The following is a 22,761-nucleotide window of genomic DNA, read 5'->3' on the forward strand; positions in this document are numbered from 1 at the left end:
TCCTCTCAGGAGCGCAGGTCGACGACGATGCGCGTGACGTCACCGGACTTCATGGCCTCGAAGCCCTCGTTGATCTCGGCGAAGGGCACGACGCGGGTCACCATCTCGTCGAGCAGCAGCCGGCCCTGCTGGTAGAGGCGCGCGAACTGGGCGATGTCCTCGCGGGCCTGGCCCGAGCCCATGTAGGAGCCGATGAGCCGCTTCTCCTGGAAGAAGAAGTCCAGGGCCGGCACGGTGAGCTCGGTGCCCATCGGCGCGATGCCGACGAGGCAGGCGGTGCCGGTCGCCCGGACGAGGGCCAGGGCGGTCTGCGCGGTGTGGGCCGAGCCCACCGCCTCGAAGGCGTAGTCGACGCCGTCGCCGAGCAGTCGCCGGACCTCGGCCACGGTGTCGCCGTCGCCGCCGTTGACGACGTGGGTGGCGCCGTACGCGCGGGCGGCCTTGAGCCGGTCCTCGTCGAGGTCGATGGCAACGATCGCCGAGGCACCGGCGAGCCGCGCGCCCTGGATGATGGCGGAGCCGACACCCCCACAGCCGATCACGGCGACGGTGCTGCCGGGGCGCACCTCGGCGCCGCGGAAGACCGCTCCGACGCCGGTGACGATGCAGCACGACAGCAGGCACCCGACCTGGAGGGGTACGTCGTCGGGCAGCCGCACCAGCGCGCTCTCCCGCAGGAGGATGTGCTGCGAGAACGCGCCGATCGCGGCGAGACGCTCGATCGGCCGGCCGTCGACGGTCTGGAAGGCCGGCCGCTGGCGGCGGCGTACCTCGTCGAGGCGCAGGCACTGGGTGGAGTGCCCGGCGTCGCAGTTCACGCAGCCGCCGCACGGCGGGGTGAGGGCGCCGGTGACGCGGTCGCCGGGGTGCAGGGAGGTGACCGCGGAGCCGACCGACTCGACGACTCCGGCCACCTCGTGACCGACCACGACCGGGACCTCGGTGGGCACGGTGCCGGTCATGTAGTGCAGGTCGCTGTGGCACAGGCCGACGTGGGTGACCGCGACCCGCACCTCGTGCGGCTCCGGGTCGTCCACCCGGATGTCGGTCAGCTCCAGGGGCTCGTTCACCGCAGTGAGGACGGCGGCTCGGGTGGTGATCATGCGGTGGTCTCCTCGGTCTGCTTGGTGTTCCAGAAGCCGGCGACGCCGGCGGTGAGCAGCCCGCTCGTCCAGGCCTCGTGGGCAGCGCGGTCCTCGCGCTCGAAGGCGGCCTCGACCTCGGCGGTCCGGGGCCGCAGCAGCGCGAGGTGGAGGGCGGTCGTGCCGCCCTGGGGCGTCCAGGCGCGGACCGTGTCGACGGCTCGCTCCACGAGCGCGCCGGGCTCGACGACCTCGTCCAGCAGGCCGATGCGCAGCGCCTCGGCGGACCCGATCCGCTCGGACCCGATGACCATGCGCAGGGCGTGGTTCCCGACCAGCCGGCGCAGGAGGAGGCTCGTGGCGTTGGAGATGGTGAGGCCGCGGGCGTTCTCCGGCTGGAAGTACTCGGTGGCCTCCGTGCCGACCCGTGCGTCGCAGCACAGGGTGATCTCGGAGGCGCCGCCGACCGCCAGCCCGTTGACCGCGGCGATGACCGGGACGCGCGTCTCCAGGACGGCGCGGGTCACGTCGTGGAAGCTCTCGAAGGCCTCGTGGACCTCCGCCTCGGTCGTCGGTGCCTGCGTCAGGTCCTCGCCGGCGGAGAAGGCGCGCCCACGGCCGGTGAGCACGATCCCCCGCACGCGCCGGCCGGTGCCGAACTCCCGCACGAGCGCGGCGAGGCGTCGGCGCATGGCGACGGTGAGCGCGTTGAGCTTCTCGGGCCGGTCGAGGGTGAGCACGGCGACGTCGCGGACGACGTCGACGGCGATGTGCTGGGTTGCAGGAGTGGTGGGGGCGGTCATGCTCGGCTCCTCGGTCGGGCGAAGTCGTGGGTGGTCCCGGGCTGCTCCGCCGCGCGGGCCTTGAGGGCGGGCTTGGAGACGCGCTCGGAGGGGGTGCGGGGGAGGTCGGCGACGAACTCGACGTAGCGAGGCACCTTGAAGCGCGCCAGCCGCGCGCCGGCACCGTCGAGGACCTGCTGGGCGGTGGCCCGGTCGGCGGGGACCCCGTCCCGGAGCTGGACGAAGGCCTTCACCTCCTCGCCGAGCACCTCGTCCGGTACGGCGACGACGGCCGCCGCGACGACCCGGTCGTCCCGCTCGAGGGCGGCCTCGACCTCGGCGCAGGCGACGTTCTCGCCGCCGCGGCGGACCATGTCCTTGATCCGGCCGACGAGCTGGACGCCGCCGTCGGGGCGGCGTACGACGAGATCGCCGGTGTGCAGCCAGCCGTCGCGCAGCGTGGCCGCGGTGGCGTCGGGCCGGTTCCAGTAGCCGCCCATCATCGGGACGCCGGAGACGACGAGCTCGCCCGGCTCGCCGGGGGCGGCGTCGACGCAGGGGTCGGCGGGGTCGACGACCCGGACCTGCTTGGTCGCCACCGGCCGACCGAGGCTGCCGCTGCCCACCGCCGCGGTGTCGTCGAACGGGCTGAACAGGTCGATCCCGGACTCGGTCATGCCGTAGACCTCCCGCCACGGCGCGCCCCACCGCTCCTCGAGCTGGGCGTGGAGCGCGACCGGGATGCCGGAGCAGAACACCGCGCGGAGGTCGTTGTCGCGGTCGTCCGGCGACGGCGGCTGCTTGAAGAGGAGGGTCGGCATGGAGCCGAGCACGTAGAAGAAGGTCGCGCGGCTGCGTCGCACGTCGGCCATGAAGGTCGACGCGGAGAAGCGCGGCAGCACGACCAGCGGCGCGCCCACGGTCAGCGCGAGCGCGGTGTTCCACTGCGGGTCCATGTAGGAGAAGGGCTGGGCGGTCAGGAGCACGTCGTCCGCGCCGAGGCCGGCGACGGCGGCGCAGATCCAGCCCAGTCGGACCCAGTAGCCGTGCGTGAGCATGCAGGCCTTCGGAAAGCCCGTGGTGCCCGAGGTGTACTGCAGGTTGGCGAGCGTGCCCACCTCGGCCGGGATCGGCGGGGCGGAGTCGGGGAAGCGCTCGGAGCCGTCGTCTGCCACGTCGACCACCGCGACGCCGGCGAGCTCCGACTCCCCCGCCACCACCTCGGTCACCAGGCCAGCGCGCTCTGCGTCGGTGAACACGACCCGCGCGCCGGAGTCGCGCAGCACGAAGTCGAGGTCGCCGCGCTGGTAGCCGCAGTTGACCGGTACGGCGACCGCCCCCGCCTTGAGGGCGGCCAGCCACACCACGGGCCAGTGCACGACGTTCGGCAGCATGATCGCCACCCGGTCGCCGGGCCGCACACCGTCGACCGCGATCATCCGGTGCGCCAGCCGTGAGGTCCACGCGTCGATCTCCGCGAACGACCAGGACCACTCTCCGAAGCGGAGGAACTCTCGCTCCCCCGCGTCCGCGGCACGCTGCGCCAGCAGGCCCGTGAGGGTCGGGACGGAGGGCTCCTCGCCCATCCGCTCGGCGGGGACGACGGGCTGAGGGGTCGGGCGCGCCTGATGCGTGGTCACTGGTCGGTCCTCAGGTCGAGAAAGCGGACCGCCTCGCGGACGACCCAGCTCAGCGTGGGATCGGAGCTCTTCATCCACTCGGGATGCCACTGCACGCCGAGGACCGGGTGCCCGGGCACCTCGATCGCCTCGACGACGCCGTCGCTCGTCCGGCCGGTCACCACGACGCCGACGCCGCAGCGGTCGACGGCCTGGTGGTGCCAGGAGTTCGTGACGACGTCACCGTCGAACAGCCCGGCCGCGATCGAGCCGGGCTCGAAGGCGACGAGATGGTCGACGGTCCCGTCGGTCGGCGCACACTCCTCGGACAGATGGCTCACGGGTCCCGCAGGAAGGTCGGCGACGAGGGTGCCGCCCAGGGCCACGTTGAGCACCTGCAGGCCCCGGCACACGCCCAGCACCGGGATCCCCCGGTCGAGCGCGGCTCGGACGACGGCCACCTCGTACTCGTCGCGCTCGCGGTCGTGGACCATCGGGTCGGTGCGCGGGTCGACGCCGCGGACGACGGCGGTGTCCCCGCCCCAGCAGGCCGGATGCATGTCCTGGCCGCCCGTGATGACGACGCCGGCCAGCCACGCGCACACGGCATCCGGGTCGGTGTCGTAGGTCAGCTGGACGGGGAGCCCGCCGGCGTCGGCGATCCTCGTCGCGAAGTCGGACATCGACGTGTCGATGCACCGGTCGCCGTACCTCTCGTCGGAGCCCTCGATGAGGGAGAGCCGGAAGCGGCGTCCGGTGATGCCGATCAGCGGCCTCATCACGGGAACTCGAAGTAGCGTCGGGACTCCCATGCGGAGAGCTCGGCGAACGGGTCGCCGCCCTTGGTGTGGAACTCCATCCACTCCCACCGGCGCGAGGCCACCCAGAAGTCGACGAACTCGTCGCCGAGATAGGCGCGCAGCAGCGGGTCAGCGTCCAGCGCGGCCCCGGCCTTGGACATGGTGTCGGGGATCCGCCGCAGGCCGCAGCTCTCGGGCAGGCACCACGCCATCTCCGTGACCTGCTCCGGCGGCTCGATCCGGCGCTCGACGCCGGCGAGCACGCCGGCGAGCACGCCCGCGAGGGCCAGATAGGGGTTCACGTCGGCGCCGGGCAGGCGGTACTCCAGCCGGGAGTACCTCGGGTGACCGGTGAGCGCCCGGACTGCCGCGGTCTTGTTGTTGACGCCCCAGCTGACCGTGGTCGGCGGACCGGTCAGGTCGACCAGACGGCGGTAGGACGTGATCTGGGGCAGCGCGATGGACGTGTTGCCCTCCATCGTGGCGAGCAGCCCGCCGACCGCGTGCCGCATCGGCTCGGAGGGGCCGTCCTCGGCGTAGAACTCGTTCACCCCGTCGCGCTGGAGCGAGATGTTGATGTGGGCACCCTGACCGAACCCGGCCGTGGGCTTGGCCATGAACGAGACCGTGTGGCCCTGGTCGTGGGCCACCTCGCGCATCACCTGCCGGGCCCGGGCCCAGCCGTCGCCGAGGCGCACCGGGTCGGTGGGCGCGAGGTTGAGCTCGGTCTGGCCCGGCGCGGCCTCGTCGGTCCACGCCTCCCACGCGATGCCGACCCGGTCGAGCCGGTCCACCACCGCCTCCATGTAGGCGACCCAGTCGCTCGACCGCGCGAGATGGTACGTCGCCCCGGTGCTGCCACCGAGGGGCGTCAGGTCCTGGTAGTCGCGCGCCCGGGCCTCCTGGACGGACTCCTCGAACAGGGTCGCCTCGATCTCGACGGCGACCGTGACGTCGTAGCCCAGGTCGGCCAGGCGCGCCACCAGTCGCTTGACCAGGTTGCGCGGGCAGATCGGGACGGGCGTGCCGTCCTGGAGCCAGTAGTCGCCGATCACCGCGTCCAGGCCGGGCCTCCACTCGACGAGGGTCGCGAGGTCCGGGACCATCTGGATGTCGTAGAGGTTGCCGCGCCAGTCGGGGAAGGCGTCGCCGAGCACGATCTCGTTGCTGAGGTCGATCGCGAACAGGATGTCGGCGAAGGCGAAGCCGGACTCCTTGCCCGCCTCGAACTTCGCCGGTGAGACGTTCTTGCCCAGCAGGCTTCCCTCGTGGTTGGTCGCCTCGAGGCGCACGGCCTTCCGGTGCGCCGTGGGCGCGGGCAGGGTGAGCTCAGACATCGAGGCGAACCTTCCACGAGGCGGCCGTCATCACCGACAGCTGCGCGAGGGTGCCGCGGACCTGCACGCCGGCGGCCAGGGAGGCGAGGAGGTCGTCGGCGCCGCAGAAGACCCCGGCGAGCAGGTCGGCCGGCCCGGCGATCCCATAGGTCGTCGTTCCCTCACCGAAGCGACCGTGCTCGGGACCGTCCGGTCCGAAGGCCTCGACCACGAGGACGTCCGGGATGCCCGGGACCGCACGGGTGACCGACCAGAAGTGTGCCGCCGCCTCTCGCCAGGCAGGCAGCGGCAGGCGGAGCGCGTCCAGCAGGGCGGCCGCCAGCTCGGCGTCGCCGACCGGCTCCTGGGTCGGTGCGAAGCGCGCGTGCAGGTCGACCACCACGCTCGCGTCGGGCTCGGCGAGGATCCCGCTGGTCACCTCCACGAGTCCCGCACCGAGGGCGACGGTCACGGCCTGCGGGGTGTCATGGGACCGGATGCCGACCCTGCCCGAGAGTCCGGCCAGGGGGTCGGGCCCGGCGGCGGTCGTCGCGTCGCGCAGGGTGCGCCCGACGAGACGGACCAGCGGGGTCCCGTCCTCCTCGACGCCGACCCGTGTCGTCGCCCTGCGCTGCGGCGGTGGCGCCTCGATCGTCGTGCTCTCGGTCATTCCTCGTCCTCCGGGCTGGTGCGCGTTCTTAGTCATATGACTCGAACGTTTGACCATGATGGTGGGACGTGGATCACTCCTTGTCAACCACCTGCCCGGATCCGTTCACCAGAGATCGCGGCGGGCTCGCCCCTTGACGGCGGGTGATCCCTGCCACACACTTGGTCATCAGACCTAATCAACTGACTAACTTTGAAGGGCGCAGCGATGAAGCACGAGACGACCACCGAGACCGCGGACATCGTCGTCATCGGCGCCGGACTCTCCGGCATCGGTGCCGCGAAGTACCTGATGGACGACTTCCCGGACAAGAAGCTCCTGCTCCTCGAGGGGCGCGACGCGATCGGTGGCACCTGGGACCTGTTCCGCTACCCGGGCATCCGGTCCGACGACTCGGTCCACACCTACGGCTACGAGTTCAAGCCGTGGCTGCACGAGGAGGCGATCGCGGGCGGCGACCTCATCCGCGGCTACATGGAGGAGACGGTCGCCGAGTTCGGTCTGGACAGGATCCTGCGCCTGCGCCACCGCGTCACCGCCGCCGACTGGTCCAGCGAGGAGGCGCAGTGGACCCTGCGCGTGACGGTGACCGACGAGGATGGCACCGAGACCCACAAGACGGTCAGGGCCGGCTTCGTCTTCAGCGGCACCGGCTACTACAGGTACGACGAGGGCTTCGAGCCCCACTTCGCGGGTCGCGAGGACTTCCGGGGCGACATCCTCCACCCGCAGCACTGGCCCCGGGACTACGACCACAGCGGCAAGCACGTGGTCATCGTCGGCAGCGGTGCGACCGCCGTCACGATGCTGCCCGCGATGCTGACCGGCGAGGGGGCCGCGGCCCACGTGACCATGCTCCAGCGCACGCCCAGCTATGTCGCATCGATGCCCCGGGTGGACACGATCGCCCAGCTCCTGCTGAAGGTTTTCGGCACGAGGCTCGGCTACCGCCTCACCCGGATCAAGAACATCTGGCGCGACCACCTCATCGTCACGGTGCTCGTCAGGTTCCCCACCTTCGGACGCAAGCTCCTGCGCAGCATGACCGCGAAGGAGCTGCCGGCCGGCTTCGACGTCGACACCCACTTCGCGCCGCCGTACAGCCCGTGGGACCAGCGCCTGTGCGCCACGCCCGACGGTGACTTCTTCGAGGCGATCCGGGAGGGCAACGCCGACGTGGTGACCGACGAGATCGAGCGGTTCACCGCGGAGGGCATCCTCCTGAAGTCCGGGAGGACGCTCGAGGCCGACGTCATCGTCACCGCGACCGGTCTGGTCATGCAGATGCTCGGCGGCATCAGGCCGACGGTCGACGGCACCCCGGTCGACGTCGCCGGCACCCCGCTCTACCACGGCGCACTCATCTCGGGCGTGCCCAACTGGGCGATGATGCTCGGCTTCACCAAGGCGACCTGGACCCTGCGGATCCGCAACGTCACGCGCCTCGTCGCTGAGGTCATCCGCGAGATGGACCGCAAGGGGTACGACACGGCGGTGCCCGTCGCGCCGGAGGGGATGCCGACCCAGAGCCTCTTCGACCTCTCGGCCGGCTACATGCAGCGGGCCGAGGCCGAGCTGCCGCGCCAGGGGGCCGGCAAGCCGTGGCGGATGCACACGACCTTCGTGAAGGACAACCGGCTCTTCAAGGGACGTCTGATCCACCGCGACCTGCAGTTCTCGAAGCGGGCCGCCGAGGCGCCGCGCCTGGTCAGCGTCGAGGCGGCGTCATGAGCACCCCGATGAGCACCCCCCACTTCACCGTCGCACAGCGCGTGCAGCGTGCGGTGCTCGTCCTCCTGAGCCGCCTGCCCGCCGGGGTGCAGCGGATCGTGGCGCGACCGGCGACGAACACTGCCGGGGACACCATGGCCCCCGACGTCGCGCTGCTGATGAAGCTCGGCGAGTCCGGTCCCGACTACAGCGACCTCCCGCCCGCCGAGGCGCGGGCGACGACCGAGCGCGACCTGGCCCTGTTCGCCTCGCGCATTGCCGCGTGCAGGGTCGAGGAGGAGCTCGACCTCGGCGGTGGCCTGCCGGCCACCCGCTACAGCAGCGGGACGCCCGGGCGTGGCCTGGTCCTCTTCTTCCATGGCGGTGGGTTCGTCATCGGCAGCCGGGCCAGCTACACCGCCCCGGCGCGCATGCTCGCACACGGCACCGGCGCCGACGTCGTGTCCGTCGAGTATCGCCTCGCACCCGAGCACCCCTTCCCGGCGGCGCAGGACGACGCCCTCACCGCATGGCGGCATGTCGTCGAGCATGCGGCCTCGTGGGGCGTGGACCCGCACCGGATCGTCGTCGCGGGCGAGAGTGCGGGCGGCAACATCGCCGCCGTCCTGTGCCAGCAGGTGCGGGGAGAGGCAGTGCAGCCGATGCTCCAGGTGCTCATCCAGCCGGTCACGGATCTGGTGGAGCACCGGCCGTCCCAGGACGAGTTCGCCGGCTCGCCGGCCCTGTCGGCCAAGCAGATCGCGTGGTTCGTCGAGAGCTACCTCCCCACCGGGACCGACGTCGCCGACCCGCGGGTCTCCCCGTACCGCGCCTCGTCGCTCGAGGGGCTGCCGCGCGCGATCGTCAACCTCGCGGGCTTCGACCCCCTCCACGACGACGGACTCGCCTACGCCACCGCCCTCCTCGACGCCGGCGTCCCCACCCGGGTGGACCGCGAGGCGGGCCTGGTCCACGGCTACCTGTCCTACACCGCGGTCAGCCCGAGCTGCCGGCGGGCGACCGAGCGGCTGGTCGCCTCCATCGCGAAGGCGCTCGACAGCGCCGACCAGACCACCACCACGAAGGCGAGCTGAGCATCATGGCGACCTCATCCCACGCCCGCGAGGAGACCCACGAGATCGTCGTGATCGGCGCCGGCATGGCCGGCCTGATGGCGGCGACCACGCTCGCCGACCGCGACGTGGTCGTCCTCGAGGCCACCGACCGCGCCGGCGGCCGCGTCGACACCGTGCGTCGCGGCGACTACTGGATCAACCTGGGCACCCAGTTCACCGAGGGCACCGGCCCGCTGATCGACGCGCTGGAGCGTCACCAGGTCCCCATGGGCTCCTTGGCCGGCAAGAGGGTCGCCCTGTCCCTCGGTGGACGGGTCGTCGACACCTCCAACCCGTTCGGCCTGATGTTCCGCTCCCGGATGAGCGTCAGGGACAAGCTCAGCCTTGCCGCCATCGGCGCCCGGATCCTGGCCAACGCGCCCTTCCTGGAACCGCACATCGACAACCCCTGGTCCCGGCGCGTGCGCGCCAGGCTCGACGCCCGGCCGGCGGCGTACGTGCTCGACGGCCTCGGCTCCGAGCTGGCCCGCGACATGGTGCGCTCGTGGTCGGGGCAGTGGATGGGCTGCGAGCCCGAGGAGACGGCGGCGACCCAGTTCGTCTACTCCATGGGGATCCTGCTCACCGACCCCGCCAAGGTGCCGAACTTCGCGCTGCCCGAGGGCGGCAACCAGACCCTCACCGACGTCCTCGCCTCCGACCTCGGCGACCGGCTCCGGCTGGGCTCGCCCGTGTCGAGCGTGGAGTGGACCGCGGAGGGCGTGACCGTCGACTACGCCGACGCCGGCGGACCCGCACGGATCCGCGCCCGCCGGGCCGTCGTCGCCGTGCCCGCCGACGTCGCCCTGAAGATCATGCCGAGCCTCCCCGTGGCCTACCGCGCCGCGTTCGAGGCGATCCGCTACGGGCGGTACGTCGTCGTGGGCTTCTTCACCCACGAGGAGGGCCCCCAGCGGTGGGACGACTACATCGCCGTCTCGACCCCGCGGCTGTCCTTCCAGGCGATGTTCAACCACGCGGCGGCCCTGCGCGGTCCGGGCGCACGCCGGCCCGGCGGCGCACTGGCCTGCTTCGCCGGCGGCGCCGAGGCGGATGCGCTGTTCCGGCTGACCGACGAGCAGATCGTGGCCCGGTTCACGGCCGACCTGCTCTCCCTCTATCCCGAGCTCGAGGGCAAGGTCGACGCCGGCATCGTGCGCCGTCACCCCCGGGTGGTGCCCTTCTGGGCCCCCGGCGAGCGCGCCACGCTGCCGGTGCTGAGGGAGAGCCTCGGCCCGGTGCACCTCGCCGGCGACTACCAGCTCGACGTCCCGTCTCTCGCCGACGCGGCGGCCTCGGGTGAGCGGGCTGGGCTGGAGGTCCGGGCCGCCCTGGCGGGCGGCTAGGGAGCGCCGGCCGTCCCTCCCGGAAGCACCAGGACCGCGCGCAGACCGCCGCGAGGCACCGGGGTGAGCTCGAGGCTGCCGTGGTGCAGGTCGGCCACCGCCTGCACGATGGTGAGCCCGAGGCCGGTGCCCCGGCCCGACGCGGTGCGATCGGCGCTCCCGCGCCGGAACGGCAGCACGAGCGAGCTCACGGCGGAGCCGTCGACGACCGGACCGTCGTTGACGACCTCCAGCACCGCCCCGCCGTCGTCCGCGCGGACGCGGACCTCGACCCGGCCGCGCGAGGCGTTGTGCACGACGGCGTTCTGCAGGAGGTTGGCCACCGCGCGCCGCAGGATCTCCTCGGCCGCCGGCACCGTCACGGCCTCGAGGTCGACCTTCCAGCGCAGGTCGGGACCCGAGCGTCGGGCGACCTCGAGCTCCTCGGCCACCATCGCATCCAGGGGCACCGGCACGAGCCGCGCCTCCTCGGCGCCGGCCTGCACCCGAGCCAGGGCCAGGAGGGCGTCGATGGTGCGCTCGGCCCGCACCGCCTGGCCGAGGGCGGTCTCCGCCGCGCCGCGCAGCTCGTCGGTCGAGGCGTCCGGGTCGGTCAGGGCGACGTCGAGCGCGGCGCGCTGGTTGGCCAGGGGCGTGCGCAGCTCGTGGGACATCGTCGCCACCAGACGCCGTTCCGACGCGAAGGCCTCCTGGATCCGGTCCAGCAGTGAGTCGAAGGTCTCGGCCATCTCGCGCAGCTCGTCGCGGGGGCCGTCCATCGCGAGGCGCTCGTCCAGGGAGTCGGCCGAGATGCGCCGCGCCCGACTGGTGATGACGTGCACCGGCCGCAGCGCACGGCCGGCGAAGATCCAGCCGACGAGCACCGACACCGCCGCCATCAGGAGCAGTCCGACGGCCGACCACACCAGGAGGTTGCGCAGAGTGTTGTCGACCGCGACGGCCTGCGCGTCGACGATCGCCCGCCGGACCACCATGTCGCCGTTCGGCGAGGGGCCGGCCAGCTCGGTCGTGATCGGGTCCACGTCGCCGATCAGGACACTGCGGCGCTGCTGCAGGCTGACGAGAACGTAGATCCCCGCGAGCAGTACGGCGGCGGACGCGACGGCGACCGCGGTGTAGACGACGGTCAGCCGCCACCGCACGCTCAGTCCGCGGTCCTCGAGCACCCCGTCGCTCATCGCACCATCCGGTAGCCCGAGCCGCGCAGGGTCTCGACCAGGTCGGGCGCACCCAGCTTGCGCCGCAGGCCCACCATGGTGACGCGCACGGCGTTGGTGAACGGGTCGGCGTTCTCGTCCCACACCCGCTGGAGCAGCTCCTCGGCCGAGACGACGGCGCCCTCGGCCCGCACCAGCTCGACGAGGACGCCGTACTCCTTGAGCGTGAGGGGAACCGGCGCGCCCGCCCGCCGCACCTCCCGACGAGCGGTGTCCACCTCCAGCTCCCCGTGTCGCAGCACGGGCTGCACGAGCCGCTCGCTCCGACGGGACAGGGCGTCGACCCGGGCCAGCAGCTCGGCGAACGCGAAGGGCTTGGGGAGATAGTCGTCGGCGCCGAGCTGCAGCCCGCCGACGCGGTCCTCCAACTGCCCGGACGCGGTGAGCATCAGGATCCGAGGCCCCTGCTGACCCGCGACCAGGCGCCGGCACACCTCGTCCCCGTGGACGACCGGGAGGTCCCGGTCGAGGATGACGACGTCATAGGGGTTGAGCCCGCTGAGCTCGAGTGCCGCGGCCCCGTCGTGGGCGGCATCGGCCGCGTAGCCGGCCCGGCGCAGGCCCAGCAACAGGGCATCGGCCATGACTTCCTCGTCCTCGACGACCAGCACGCGCATGCCAGCAGGGTCCCAGCCCTTCGGTTCAGTCCGCGTAAGAACCGGCCAAGGAGCCGCTGAGAGAGCACGGCCCAGAGACGTGGATGTGGCGGGGATAAGGCCCGGGGCCGGGAGACCCGTCGCCGGCCAACGCTGCCCGAACCCGCCGGGCGGTGAGGTGGTCCCACCCGATCCCCAGCTCGAGGAGGAACCCATGATCCGCACGACGAAGACGTGGCAGGCCGGTGCCGTGGCCGCGCTGCTGTGCACCCTGCTGACCGCCTGCCAGTCGGACACCGGGAAGGACGGTGGCGACGGCGCCGGTCCCAAGGAGCCGACAGCGGCCGAGCGCGAGGACGCCTTCCTCGACTTCGCCGCCTGCATGCGCGAGAACGGCGTCCCTATGGACGATCCCAAGCCGGGCGCCGGCGGCGGCCTCCTCATCAACGGCAAGGAGGTGGACCCCGAGACCGCCCGTGCCGCCGAGGAGAAGTGCCATCACCTGATCGAGGACGTGCTGCCCGACGCCGAGGACATGAAGGTCGACCCCGAGCAGAAGGAGGCCATGCTCGCCCAGGCCGCCTGCATGCGAGAGCGCGGCTGGGACATCCCCGACCCCCAGTTCGACGGCGGGCAGGTCCGGGCCGAGCTCGGCGGGGGCGTCGACCCCACCGACCCGGAGTTCCAGAAGGACCACGCCGCGTGCGCCGAGGAGTCGGGGCTCGAGGCTCCCGCACTGGAAGGCGGACAGTGAGATGCGCACCGGGTACGTCGTCGGCGGCGCGTGTCTCGTGATCGCACTGGCCGCCGGCACTGTCACCGCGGTCGGCACCGACTCCGACCCGGGGGCGGCGCCGGACGACGGGGCGGCGGGCGCGGCCACCACCGTCCCGGTCCGCCGCGGCGACCTCGTCGAGACGACCTCCGCCAGCGGGTCGCTGGAGTACGGCGCGGGCCACGACCTGGCGACCCACCTGGCCGGCACCGTCACCTGGCTGCCTCGCGAGGGGCGCACGATCCGTGAGGGCGGGCGCCTGTGGGAGGTCGACCGCTCGCCGGTGTTCCGGCTCGACGGCCGCGTTCCGGCGTGGCGGGACCTGGAGCCGGGCATGGACGACGGGCGCGACGTGCGGCAGCTCGAGGCGGCGCTGAGCGACCTCGGCTATCCCGAGGACGCGACGCTGGAGGTCGACGAGGAGTGGACCTGGGCCACGACGCGCGCGGTCCGGCAGTGGCAGGAGGACCACGAGCTCGAGGAGACCGGACGTCTGCCCCTCGGCAGCGTCGTGTTCACCGATGGCGACCAGCGGGTCGCGTCGACCGCGGTCACCGTCGGCGACCAGGTCCAGCCGGGCACGACGGTCCTGGCCACCAGCACCGACGAGCGCCGGGTGCGCGTGGAGCTGGAGCCCTCGCGCCGGAGCCTCGCGGCGCCCGGGGCGGTCGTCGAGCTGCGCTTCGCGGACGGCACGACGGCCCGCGGGCGCGTGACGGACGTCGAGACCGTGCCGCCGGAGGACGAGAAGTCCGAGGAGATGCTGGCCGTCACCATCGAGCCCGGCGGCCGCAAGGCCCGACGGGCGATGGGCGCGCAGCTGGACGGCGCGTCGACCCTGGTGTCCTTCTCCGGCGTCCTCGCCGAGGACGTGCTGATCGTTCCCGTCTCCGCGCTCGTCGCACTCGCCGGCGGCGGCTACGGCGTGGAGGTGGTGGACGACGACGGCCGCCGGCTGGTGGAGGTCGCCACGCAGGGCTTCGGCGACACCACGGCCGCCGTCAGCGGCGACCTCGACGAGGGCGACCAGGTCGTGGTGACCCCATGAGCGCGCCCGCTCCCGTGCTCGAGCTCGAGCAGGTGACCCGCACCTACGGAGCGGGCGACGGGGCACTGACGGTGCTCCACGGCGTCGACCTCGTCGTACGGCAGGGAGAGTATGTCGCGATCGTCGGGCCCTCGGGCTCCGGCAAGTCGACCCTGCTCAACCTCGCCGGAGCGCTCGACCGCGCCACCGCGGGCGCGGTGCGCATCGGCGGGCACGAGCTGTCCTCCTTCTCCGACGCCGGCCTGAGCCGGCTGCGGGCGACCGAGCTGGGCTTCGTCTTCCAGCAGTTCTTCCTCCTCGAGCGCCAGACCGCGCTCGAGAACGTCGCCGACGGCCTCCTCTACCAGGGGGTACGACGTGCCGAGCGGCGCCGCCGCGCCGCGGAGGCGCTGGAGCGCGTGGGCCTCGGTCACCGCCTCGACCACCGCCCCGCCCAGCTCTCGGGCGGAGAGTGCCAGCGCGTCGCCGTCGCGAGGGCGCTGGTCCACGAGCCGCGGGTGCTCCTGGCCGACGAGCCGACCGGCAACCTCGACAGCGCGTCCGGAGCGACGGTGCTCGCGCTGTTCGAGCGCCTCCACACGGCAGGCACCACCATCGTGCTGATCACCCACGACGGCCGGGTCGCCGACCGGGCCCCCCGGGTGGTGACGATCAGCGACGGGCGGATCGTCGCCGACGAGTGCGTGGGAGCGACGGCATGAGCGCCCGGACGTCACGCGGCGCGGCCCGGCAGGTCGCCCGACGCGGCGGGCTGCGCACCTCCGACCGGTTCCGGATCGGCGTCCTCGGGCTGTCCAGCCGCCCCGCTCGTACGGCGCTCTCCGCGCTCGGGATCGCGATCGGCATCACCGCCCTGGTGGGCGTGCTCGGCCTGGCCGAGTCCAGCCGTGCAGACCTCAACCGCCAGCTGGCGGCGCTCGGCACCAACCTGCTCACCGTCCAGCCGGGCCAGGACTTCACGGGCGAGGACGCCACCTTGCCGGACGAGTCGGTGGCCATGATCGGCCGGATGGACGACGTCGACGCGGTCGCCGCCGTCCGGGCGGTCGATGCGACGGTCCGCAAGAACCCGCTGATCCCGGAGGAGCAGACCTCCGGACTCGGCGTGGCCGCCGCGGACCCGTCCCTGCTGGACGTCGTCGCCGCCGACCTTTCCGCCGGGCGCTGGATCAACCGGGCCGACCCGTCCCTCCCGGTCGTCGTCCTCGGCGCGACCGCGGCGCGACGCCTCGCCATCGACGCCACGGCGCTCGCCCACGGTGTGCGGATCTGGGTCTCCGGACGCTGGCTGGCCGTCGTCGGGATCCTCGATCCCGTGGTCCTCGCGCCCGAGCTCGACGAGCTGGTCCTCGTCGGGCCGGCCGTCGCCACCGAGCTGTGGGGCACGGACCTGCCGCCCAGCACGATCTACACCCGGGCGGTAGACGGCAGGGTCGGCGAGGCGCGGTCCCTCCTGGCGGCCACCGCGCAGCCTGCCAACCCGTCCGAGGTGTCGGTCTCCCGGCCCTCCGACGCACTGGAGGCCCAGGCTGCCGCCGACGAGTCGCTGACCACGCTCACCCTCGGGCTCGGCGCCGTCGCGCTGCTGGTGGGAGCCGTCGGCATCGCCAACACGATGGTCATCTCCGTGCTCGAGCGACGTCGGGAGATCGGCGTACGACGAGCGCTGGGCGCCACCCGCTGGGACATCGGGTCCCAGTTCCTCACCGAGTCCGTGCTGCTCTCGGTCATCGGCGGCCTGGCGGGCGCGGGCCTCGGCGTGCTGGGCACGGTCGCCTACGCCACCTCGCAGGGCTGGGGCGTGGTCGTGCCCTGGAGCCCGGTCCTGCTCGGCCTCCTCGCCGCCTGCCTGATCGGTGGTGTGGTCGGCATCTACCCCGCCAACCGTGCCGCCGCCGTGCCGCCGACCGAGGCGCTGAGGTCGGTGTGAGCACGCCGGCCACCAGCCTTACGCAGGCTGAACACGGGATGCGCTGCACTGGCGAGCGCCCGCCCGCCGGTCCCCGCGGACAGCTCAGCGAGAGGAAGATCCCATGTCCTGGTACCTGTACCGCCTGCACGCCCACCGGTCCGACTTCGCCCAGACGATGTCCGAGCAGGAGATGGCCACGATGATGGAGCACGTCGAGTACTGGCGCGGGCCGCTCGCCGAGGGCCGCGTGCTCATCTACTCCCCCGTCGCCGACCCCGAGCACAGCTGGGGCATGTGCGTCGTGCGTGCCGAGACCGAGGCCGAGCTCGAGGAGCTGCGCGACAACGATCCCGCCCATCTCGCCGGCATCGGGCGCATCGACTGGCTCCTCCTGCCCCTGCCGGTCGTGGTCGACCTGCCCGCGCCCGCCTGAGACGCCGTCGCGCCACCCCGGTCCGTAGGCTCGGGGGCGAACCGCGAACGATGGCAGCCCAGGAGGCGTCGTGTCCCGTACTGCTCGCTCCCACCCGATCCTGCCCCGGACCTCCCGGGCCGCCGTGGGAGCCACGGTGGCGACCGGCGTCCTCGGCAGCCTCGCGGCCGCGCCCGAGCAGGTGCGGCGGCTGTTCCGACGGCGCTATCCCACCGTCGCGGTGACGGGGATGACCGGGGTCGGCAAGACGCAGCTGGCCGACCGGCTCGCCCGCCGCAGCTCCGCCAGCAGCACGGCCGAGGTCGGCTCGGCCGTGATGGAGCGACGGACCCGCCGTTCGCGCCGGCTCCACGGCTTCCGCTTCCTCGTCGTCCCGGGTGACAACGCCGCCACCCGGCTGGGCGCCCTGGACCAGGTCTTCCACGACGAGCCCGTCGACGGCGTGCTGCATGTCGTCGCCAACGGCCACGCCACCCCGCGCCGCGCCGCCGGTACGACGGGCAGCGCCAGCGCCACCCGCGAGGAGCAGCTCGCCGCCGAGCTCGAGGACTGGACGATCACCGCCCACCGGATCGCGTCGATGGCCGTGCGACGACCCGCCCCGGTGTGGCTGGTGATCGCGGTGACCAAGGCCGACCTGTTCGCCGACGACCTCGACGAGGTGGTGCGCTCCTACTCCCCCGGCAGCGGCACGCCCTTCGGCGACAAGGTCGACGAGCTGCGCGCGCTGGCCGGCGGCGCCCGTCTGTCGGTCGACGTCCTGGCGGTGTCGAGCCAGGGCGACGCGCGCGGTTCGGCGCTGTCCGCCAAGCAGGCGAGCGCCATGGTGGACGCGCTGGCGAACCGGATGGCCCAGCTCAGCGGTCACGTCTGAGGGGGCGGCCTCCGGCTCAGTCGGTGTCCGCGCCGTCGGGCTCGGACAGGTGGACCTCCACCATCAGCTCGTCGGCGATCGCCTCGAGCATCGAGCGCAGGTCCTCGGTGCCCGTGGTGGGCGGTGTGTGCAGCACGGCCCGCGCCTCGAACAGCCTGCCTCCGGCCATCGGGGCGTCGCGGACGTCGGTCGCGAGCTCCTCGATGCCCACGCCGCTGCCCGCGAGAGCGCTGGAGATCTCTGCGACGATGCCGGGCCGGTCGGCGCCCAGCAGCTCCAGCTCGATGCGCTGCGCGCCGTCGGCGGCGACGTCGTCGGTGCGCTCGAGGGTGACGAGCAGGCCGACCTCGCTCAGCGCCGTCAACGACGCGACCAGCGACTCCGCCCGCGCGTCGGGGACGTCCAGCAGCAGGATCCCCGCAAACTTCCCGCCCAGCCGTGCCATCTGGCTGCGGTTCCAGCTCGCGCCGTGGGCGTGGATCGGCGCCGAGAGGTCCGAGACGAGGCCGGGGCGGTCGTCGCCGATGCAGGTGAGCGTGAAGGTGGCCATGGCCGCAGACTACGAGGCAGACGCCTGGCTGTCCCGGATGAGAAGGGCGAAGGCCCCCGGCACCAGGTGCCGGGGGCCTTCTGAAGCGTCAGACGACGTACGTCAGATCGCGTGGACGTTCTCGGCCTGCGGGCCCTTCGGGCCCTGCGTGACGTCGAACTCGACCTGCTGGTTCTCGTCCAGGGACTTGTAGCCGGTGCCCTGGATGGCCGAGAAGTGGACGAAGACGTCCGGGGTGCCGTCGGCCGGAGCGATGAAGCCGAAGCCCTTCTCGCTGTTGAACCACTTAACGGTGCCCTGAGCCATGATTTTCTCCTTGGTGTTCGTCACCCGGCGACGTGCCGGGCTTGGTGCTGAAGACATCCCTTGCCTGATGCCCAGCTGAACCGAAGACCAAGAGCGACAAGATGTTCTGCGCCCACCTTGGGCGCAGGAGCCTCCCTGACGGGAAACTCTTCAACACCGCAACCGTAGCACCGCCGGCCACGAGGTGGGACTTCGACGCGGCCGCGCGTCGGCCTCGCTCCGGCCTCGCGAGGGTCCGGCGAAGATTCGTCCGACGAATCAGGTATGACCGCCGTCCCGCCCGGGTAGTAGGTCTGTCGCGAATGACTCGATGCGGCCCAGCCCACCGCCGCATGCCACTTCCGATCATCGGGAGTAATCCATGTCCGTACTCAGCATCGAAGAAGCCCCGTCCACGCTCGCCCCGGCCCTCGACCCTGCCCTCGACCCGGCCCTCGACCCGGCCCTCGACCCGGTGCTCACCGCCGCCGACGCCGCCAAGCTCTCCCACGACGAGCGCAAGCGCCGGACGAGCGCTCTCCTCACGCTCGCCCACGAGGCCGTCGGCGCCGAGCGCGACGACCTGCTGGAGCAGGTGATCGTGCTGAACATCCCGGTCGCGCACACCCTCGCCGGCCGCTACCGCAACCGCGGCCAGGACCAGGCCGAGCTCGAGCAGGTCGCCTGCCTGGCGCTGACCCGGGTGGTCCAGAAGTTCGACCCCACCAAGGGCGAGGACCTGCTGGTGTTCGCCGTCCCGAGCATCCTGGGCGAGCTCAAGCGCCACTTCCGTGACGCCGGCTGGTCGGTCCGCCCGCCCCGGCGTCTGCAGGAGCTGCGCCCCCGCCTCACCGAGGCGGAGGAGCTGATGTCCCAGGTGCTGGGCCGTCCGCCGACGATCGCGGAGCTCGCCGACGAGCTGGGCTGCTCCGAGGCGGAGGTCGAGGAGGCGAAGGCGACGGGCCAGCTGACCCGCTCCTCCTCGCTCGACGAGCCGCTCACGGAGACCGGCACGCCGATCGGCGACCTGCTCTCGGTCGTCGACGGCGGCTTCGACCACAGCGAGTCGGTCGTCCTGCTGGGCCCGGCGTGCCGCAAGCTGAAGAAGCGCGACCGCTGGATCCTGCGGATGCGCTTCTACGAGCAGATGACCCAGCAGGAGATCGCCGACCAGCTCGGCGTCACCCAGGTCCAGGTCTCGCGGCTCCTCAAGCGCATCCTCGACGACCTCCGCAGCGCGATCGGCGAGGTCGGCGCCGCCACCGACGCGGCCTGACCCACGCGCGGCGCTAGGCTGGGAGGACAGCCGGCGGGCGGCTGCCGGACGAGGGAGCCGTACCCGGAGCGCGACAAGACGGCCACGAAGGATGTGGTCGTGATGGCGTGGCTCGTACTGGTCCTGTCGGGGGTTCTCGAGGCGGTCTGGGCCACGGCCCTGTCCCGCACCGAGGGCTTCACGCGGCTCGTCCCGTCGGCGGTCTTCCTGGTCGCGGTGACGGCGAGCATGGTCGGACTCGGCTACGCGATGCGCAGCCTCCCGGTCGGCACGGCCTACGCCGTGTGGGTCGGCATCGGGGCCGCTCTCACGGTCGTGATCGCGATGGCGAGCGGCGAGGAGCCGGTGAGCGTCGTGCGGATCCTCCTCCTGCTCGGCCTGGTCGGCTGCGTCATCGGTCTCAAGCTGGCCCACTGAGCCGGTCCCGCCCCGGAGAGCTCCGGGGCGGGTCCGGCCGGCCCCGGCGGGTACCTGGACCGGCATGACCGTCTACCTCGCCTGGTCCGCCGCCCCCGTCCCGGAGGGCGTGGTCGGCCCCTGGGTCGGGGTGCGGCGGCTCGCCGACGACCTGGTGCTCCTCGAGAGCGGCGCGGGCCTCTCGCCGGTCTACCACGAGCTGAAGTGGGCCCTGCCCGAGGGGACCGCGCTGTTCGTCACTCCCCTGCCCGAGCGCCCGAAGCTCAAGGGGCTCCCCGCCGGCACGACGGCCTGGCTGCGCGAGCGGATCCCGGCCCAGCGGGGATGACCCGGCCCGCTCCGCGCGCGGTCTCAACCGCCCAGCGGCCAGCTCGCCAGGACCCGGCAGTCGCCTTCGGCGTACCGGTGCAGCTCGAGGCGCTCCGCGCGGGCACGGGCCGGCAGCACCCCGGCGAGCGCGGCGCTCACCGAGGCCAGGGACACGGTCGGCCCGACGCGGTCCAGCGTCAGGTGCGGTACGACGTCCGCGAACTCCCCCGCGTAGGGCGGGCACTCGGGGAACTCCCGCCACAGCCGCGCGGTGAGCTCGGCGAACGGTGCGGCCGGCGACGGGACGGCGTGGACGATGCCGTCGGCGAAGGCGCTGACCTCGTCGAGGACGAAGTCGAGCGCCGCCGTGGTGCGGGCGATCGCCGCGACCCGCGCGAGCTCGGCGTCACTGGGCGCGGCCAGGAAGGGCGCCAGCGCGGTGATGTGGGCGTGGGTGAACGCAGGGTCGCGGGAGACCCACCGTGGGTCGTAGTGCTCCCAGCGAGCGCGGATGTAGTCCTCCAGCGCGGGTACTGGGACGACGAGCACGGTGTGGGCCACACGCGGACACTAGTGGCGCGCCGAGGCGTGGGTCCGGCACCGGCTCGACCGATCCGTAGCGACACTCGGCGCGGCGCCACCTGGGGGAAGCGATGACGACGAACGTGCCCGACCTGGAGGACCTCGAGGAGCATGAGTGGCCGGGGCTGGTGCTCGTCCTGGCCCTCCTGGCCCTGTCCGGCGTCCTGGTGATGCTCTTCACCTGAGCGCGCGTCCGGCGGGGACGGTGCCGGCGGTAGCGTTCGGCCGCATGAGCGCCCTCGCCGCACCCGACCCTGACGTTCGCTCGGCCGCGGCCGAGCGCCTCGCCGGCCTCGCGACCCCCGCAGGGGCCCTCGGCCGGCTCGGCGAGCTCGGGATCTGGCTCTGCGCGGCCCAGGGCTCGGTGCCGCCCGCGCCGCTGGAGAACGTCCGGCTGGTGATCTTCGCGGGCGACCACGGTGTCGCGCAGCACGGGGTGTCCGCCTACCCGCCGGCGATCACGCCGGCGATGGTGCGCACCTTCGTGCTCGGCAAGGCCGGCGTCTCGGCGCTCGCCGCTGCCCACGGGGTCCACGTCCGCGTCCTCGACCTCGGCGTGGACGACGACCTGGACGGCGTCCCGGCCGACGTCCGGGCGCACAAGGTGCGTCGCGGCAGCGGCGCGATCCACCTCGAGGACGCCCTGACGGCCGCCGAGACGGCGCAGGCGCTCGAGGCCGGCCGGACCGTGGCTGGCGAGGAGATCGCCGCCGGCGCCCAGCTGCTGCTCTCCGGCGACATGGGGATCGGCAACACGACGCCCGCCGCCGCGATGGTCGCCGCCGCGCTCGGCCTGCCCGCGACCGAGGTCACGGGTCGCGGCACCGGCGTGGACGACGCCGCGCTCACGCACAAGCAGGTCGTGGTCCAGCAGGCCCTCGACCGCGCGGGCGCCCGGGTCGCCGACCCGCTCGACGCGCTCGCCGCCCTCGGCAGCGCCGACCTCGTCGCGACGGTCGGCTACCTGGTCCGGGCCGCCGAGAGCGGCGTACCGGTCCTCCTCGACGGCCTGATGTCCGTCGCCTGCGCCCTGTACGCCGAGCAGCTGGCGCCCGGGGCGTCCGCCTGGTTCGCGGCGGGCCACCGCTCGACCGAGCCCGCTCAGGCGCTCGCGCTGGAGAAGCTCGGCCTGGAGCCGCTGCTCGACCTCGGCCTCCGGCTGGGCGAGGGGTCCGGCGCGGTGGCCGCCGTCCCCGTGCTGCGCTCGGCCGTCGCCCTGCTGAGCGACGTCGCGCTCCTCGCCGACCTCATGCCGCCAGCCGAGGAGCGGTGAGCGTCGCGGTCGTCGGGCGCAGCCTGCGCCTGTCGGTCGGGATGCTGACCGCGCTGCGGGTCCCGGCGGTCCTGCGCGTCACTCCCGGCGTCGCGACCGGGGCGCTCCTGCTGGCACCGCTCGCGGTCCTCCCCCTCGGCGTCGTCGTGGGCGTCGTCCTGTGGACCGGCGGGCGGCTCGGCCTGCCCCCGCTCGCCGTCGCCTTCGCCGCGCTCGGCGTGCTCGCGGCGGGCAGCCGCGCCCTGCACCTCGACGGCCTGTCCGACGTCGCCGACGGGCTCACCTCGTCGTACGACCGTGAGCGGTCGCTGGCGGTGATGAAGAGCGGGACGGCCGGCCCTGCGGGGGTCGCGGCGCTCGTCCTGGTGCTCGGGGCACAGGCCGCGGCACTCAGCTCCTTCGTGGTCCACGGGCGCCTCGGCGGCGAGCTGCGGCCCGCGCTCATCGCCGGAGCGGCGGTGTGCGCCTCCCGCGCCGCGCTGTGGATCAGCGCCTGCACGCTCGCGCCGCCCGCCCGCGAGGACGGGCTCGGCATCACCTTCACCCGGCGGGTCCCTGTCCTCGCCGCCCTCGCCGGGTGGGCGGCGTTGGCCGCACTGGCGATGCTCGTCGACCCGGTCCGGGGTCCTGTGGCCGTCGGCGTCGCCGCCCTGGCCGTCGCGGCGCTGACCGCACACGCCGTACGCCGCCTCGGCGGCGTCACCGGAGACGTGTTCGGCGCGGGCGTCGAGCTCGCGCTCGCCGTGCTCCTGGTCGGGCTCGCGGGGAGCTGAG

25 protein-coding genes and 1 riboswitch are annotated in these 22,761 nt (G+C 73.3%); of the genes, 14 read left to right on the forward strand and 11 right to left on the reverse strand.

From position 1 onward, the window contains the following. Nucleotides 1-5: 5 nt before the first annotated feature. The 6 genes from ACJ5H2_RS13010 to ACJ5H2_RS13035 are packed head-to-tail and all read right to left on the reverse strand — an operon-like array spanning nt 6 to nt 6,269. On the reverse strand, nt 6-1,103 hold the full coding sequence (locus ACJ5H2_RS13010) for a Zn-dependent alcohol dehydrogenase (RefSeq protein ID WP_408895828.1): 1,098 nt from the start codon (nt 1,101-1,103) through the stop codon (nt 6-8). After that, nucleotides 1,100-1,885, reverse strand: a complete 786-nt coding sequence (locus ACJ5H2_RS13015; protein ID WP_408895829.1) for an enoyl-CoA hydratase/isomerase family protein — start codon at nt 1,883-1,885, stop codon at nt 1,100-1,102. Before ACJ5H2_RS13015 ends, ACJ5H2_RS13010 begins: the two co-directional genes overlap by 4 nt. Continuing rightward, nucleotides 1,882-3,504 (reverse strand): class I adenylate-forming enzyme family protein, encoded by a 1,623-nt coding sequence (locus tag ACJ5H2_RS13020; RefSeq protein WP_408895830.1) that lies wholly within the window; start codon nt 3,502-3,504, stop codon nt 1,882-1,884. The genes ACJ5H2_RS13015 and ACJ5H2_RS13020 overlap by 4 nt, the downstream gene beginning before the upstream one ends. Continuing rightward, a complete protein-coding gene (locus ACJ5H2_RS13025; RefSeq protein ID WP_408895831.1) occupies nt 3,501-4,262 on the reverse strand; it encodes a gamma-glutamyl-gamma-aminobutyrate hydrolase family protein in 762 nt (253 codons plus the stop codon). The genes ACJ5H2_RS13020 and ACJ5H2_RS13025 overlap by 4 nt, the downstream gene beginning before the upstream one ends. Next, nucleotides 4,262-5,620 (reverse strand): glutamine synthetase family protein, encoded by a 1,359-nt coding sequence (locus tag ACJ5H2_RS13030; RefSeq protein ID WP_408895832.1) that lies wholly within the window; start codon nt 5,618-5,620, stop codon nt 4,262-4,264. Before ACJ5H2_RS13030 ends, ACJ5H2_RS13025 begins: the two co-directional genes overlap by 1 nt. Continuing rightward, the gene (locus ACJ5H2_RS13035) at nt 5,613-6,269 is read right to left on the reverse strand and encodes a hypothetical protein (protein WP_408895833.1); all 657 of its coding nucleotides are present in this window, start codon (nt 6,267-6,269) and stop codon (nt 5,613-5,615) included. The genes ACJ5H2_RS13030 and ACJ5H2_RS13035 overlap by 8 nt, the downstream gene beginning before the upstream one ends. 207 nt (nt 6,270-6,476) lie before the next feature. On the opposite strand from ACJ5H2_RS13035, the gene ACJ5H2_RS13040 reads away from it, so the two are divergent. From ACJ5H2_RS13040 to ACJ5H2_RS13050, 3 genes are read left to right on the forward strand one after another with little or no spacing between them, the layout of a single operon-like run. Next, nucleotides 6,477-8,000, forward strand: coding sequence for a flavin-containing monooxygenase (locus ACJ5H2_RS13040; protein ID WP_408895834.1), 1,524 nt, complete (start codon nt 6,477-6,479; stop codon nt 7,998-8,000). Further along, the gene (locus ACJ5H2_RS13045) at nt 7,997-9,073 is read left to right on the forward strand and encodes an alpha/beta hydrolase (RefSeq protein WP_408895835.1); all 1,077 of its coding nucleotides are present in this window, start codon (nt 7,997-7,999) and stop codon (nt 9,071-9,073) included. Before ACJ5H2_RS13040 ends, ACJ5H2_RS13045 begins: the two co-directional genes overlap by 4 nt. Nucleotides 9,074-9,078: 5 nt before the next feature. Further along, complete coding sequence (locus ACJ5H2_RS13050; RefSeq protein WP_408895836.1) at nt 9,079-10,440, forward strand: flavin monoamine oxidase family protein; 1,362 nt, start codon at nt 9,079-9,081, stop codon at nt 10,438-10,440. Here the strand turns inward: ACJ5H2_RS13050 and ACJ5H2_RS13055 are convergent. Then, nucleotides 10,437-11,618 carry a sensor histidine kinase gene (locus ACJ5H2_RS13055; protein WP_408895837.1) on the reverse strand — a complete coding sequence of 394 codons (1,182 nt, stop codon included), beginning with the start codon at nt 11,616-11,618 and terminating at the stop codon, nt 10,437-10,439. The genes ACJ5H2_RS13050 and ACJ5H2_RS13055 overlap by 4 nt on opposite strands. Continuing rightward, nucleotides 11,615-12,274, reverse strand: coding sequence for a response regulator transcription factor (locus tag ACJ5H2_RS13060; protein ID WP_408895838.1), 660 nt, complete (start codon nt 12,272-12,274; stop codon nt 11,615-11,617). The genes ACJ5H2_RS13055 and ACJ5H2_RS13060 overlap by 4 nt, the downstream gene beginning before the upstream one ends. Before the next feature lie 193 nt (nt 12,275-12,467). On the opposite strand from ACJ5H2_RS13060, the gene ACJ5H2_RS13065 reads away from it, so the two are divergent. The 6 genes from ACJ5H2_RS13065 to ACJ5H2_RS13090 all read left to right on the forward strand — a co-directional run bounded on the left by ACJ5H2_RS13065 (nt 12,468) and on the right by ACJ5H2_RS13090 (nt 17,295). Continuing rightward, entirely contained in the window at nt 12,468-13,007 is a 540-nt protein-coding gene (locus ACJ5H2_RS13065; protein ID WP_408895839.1) for a hypothetical protein, read from the forward strand. Nucleotide 13,008: 1 nt separating this feature from the next. Beyond that, nucleotides 13,009-14,076 (forward strand): peptidoglycan-binding protein, encoded by a 1,068-nt coding sequence (locus tag ACJ5H2_RS13070; RefSeq protein WP_408895840.1) that lies wholly within the window; start codon nt 13,009-13,011, stop codon nt 14,074-14,076. Then, complete coding sequence (locus tag ACJ5H2_RS13075; protein ID WP_408895841.1) at nt 14,073-14,777, forward strand: ABC transporter ATP-binding protein; 705 nt, start codon at nt 14,073-14,075, stop codon at nt 14,775-14,777. The genes ACJ5H2_RS13070 and ACJ5H2_RS13075 overlap by 4 nt, the downstream gene beginning before the upstream one ends. Then, a complete protein-coding gene (locus ACJ5H2_RS13080) occupies nt 14,774-16,006 on the forward strand; it encodes an ABC transporter permease (protein ID WP_408895842.1) in 1,233 nt (410 codons plus the stop codon). Before ACJ5H2_RS13075 ends, ACJ5H2_RS13080 begins: the two co-directional genes overlap by 4 nt. Before the next feature lie 103 nt (nt 16,007-16,109). After that, the gene (locus ACJ5H2_RS13085; protein WP_408895843.1) at nt 16,110-16,421 is read left to right on the forward strand and encodes a hypothetical protein; all 312 of its coding nucleotides are present in this window, start codon (nt 16,110-16,112) and stop codon (nt 16,419-16,421) included. Between the two features lie 70 nt (nt 16,422-16,491). Next, on the forward strand, nt 16,492-17,295 hold the full coding sequence (locus tag ACJ5H2_RS13090; RefSeq protein ID WP_408895844.1) for a hypothetical protein: 804 nt from the start codon (nt 16,492-16,494) through the stop codon (nt 17,293-17,295). Nucleotides 17,296-17,311: 16 nt separating this feature from the next. On the opposite strand, the gene ACJ5H2_RS13095 is transcribed toward ACJ5H2_RS13090, so the two are convergent. Beyond that, nucleotides 17,312-17,845 (reverse strand): glycine cleavage system protein R, encoded by a 534-nt coding sequence (locus ACJ5H2_RS13095; RefSeq protein ID WP_408895845.1) that lies wholly within the window; start codon nt 17,843-17,845, stop codon nt 17,312-17,314. Between the two features lie 102 nt (nt 17,846-17,947). Then, nucleotides 17,948-18,151: a cold-shock protein gene (locus tag ACJ5H2_RS13100; RefSeq protein WP_408895846.1), complete on the reverse strand. Its 204-nt coding sequence runs from the start codon at nt 18,149-18,151 to the stop codon at nt 17,948-17,950. 361 nt (nt 18,152-18,512) lie between these two features. Between ACJ5H2_RS13100 and ACJ5H2_RS13105 the strand changes: the two genes are divergently transcribed. The 3 genes from ACJ5H2_RS13105 (at nt 18,513) to ACJ5H2_RS13115 (ending at nt 20,151) form a co-directional block, all read left to right on the forward strand. Continuing rightward, nucleotides 18,513-19,406, forward strand: a complete 894-nt coding sequence (locus tag ACJ5H2_RS13105; RefSeq protein ID WP_408895847.1) for a sigma-70 family RNA polymerase sigma factor — start codon at nt 18,513-18,515, stop codon at nt 19,404-19,406. A gap of 24 nt (nt 19,407-19,430) precedes the next feature. Continuing rightward, a riboswitch (guanidine-III (ykkC-III) riboswitch) is annotated at nt 19,431-19,495 on the forward strand. A 13-nt stretch (nt 19,496-19,508) separates the two neighbouring features. Beyond that, on the forward strand, nt 19,509-19,823 hold the full coding sequence (locus tag ACJ5H2_RS13110; protein WP_408895848.1) for a DMT family transporter: 315 nt from the start codon (nt 19,509-19,511) through the stop codon (nt 19,821-19,823). A gap of 64 nt (nt 19,824-19,887) precedes the next feature. Next, complete coding sequence (locus tag ACJ5H2_RS13115) at nt 19,888-20,151, forward strand: hypothetical protein (RefSeq protein WP_408895849.1); 264 nt, start codon at nt 19,888-19,890, stop codon at nt 20,149-20,151. Nucleotides 20,152-20,174: 23 nt separating this feature from the next. Here ACJ5H2_RS13115 and ACJ5H2_RS13120 read toward each other — a convergent pair whose 3' ends face one another. Then, a complete protein-coding gene (locus ACJ5H2_RS13120) occupies nt 20,175-20,693 on the reverse strand; it encodes a 2'-5' RNA ligase family protein (RefSeq protein ID WP_408895850.1) in 519 nt (172 codons plus the stop codon). 250 nt (nt 20,694-20,943) lie between these two features. Here ACJ5H2_RS13120 and cobT point away from each other — a divergent pair, with 250 nt between their 5' ends. Beyond that, the gene (gene cobT / locus ACJ5H2_RS13125) at nt 20,944-21,987 is read left to right on the forward strand and encodes a nicotinate-nucleotide--dimethylbenzimidazole phosphoribosyltransferase (protein WP_408895851.1); all 1,044 of its coding nucleotides are present in this window, start codon (nt 20,944-20,946) and stop codon (nt 21,985-21,987) included. Then, nucleotides 21,984-22,760: an adenosylcobinamide-GDP ribazoletransferase gene (locus ACJ5H2_RS13130; RefSeq protein WP_408895852.1), complete on the forward strand. Its 777-nt coding sequence runs from the start codon at nt 21,984-21,986 to the stop codon at nt 22,758-22,760. Before cobT ends, ACJ5H2_RS13130 begins: the two co-directional genes overlap by 4 nt. The last annotated feature ends 1 nt before the right edge of the window (nt 22,761 follow it).

The sequence above is a fragment of the Nocardioides pymetrozini genome (assembly GCF_046058985.1).
Classification (GTDB): domain Bacteria; phylum Actinomycetota; class Actinomycetes; order Propionibacteriales; family Nocardioidaceae; genus Nocardioides.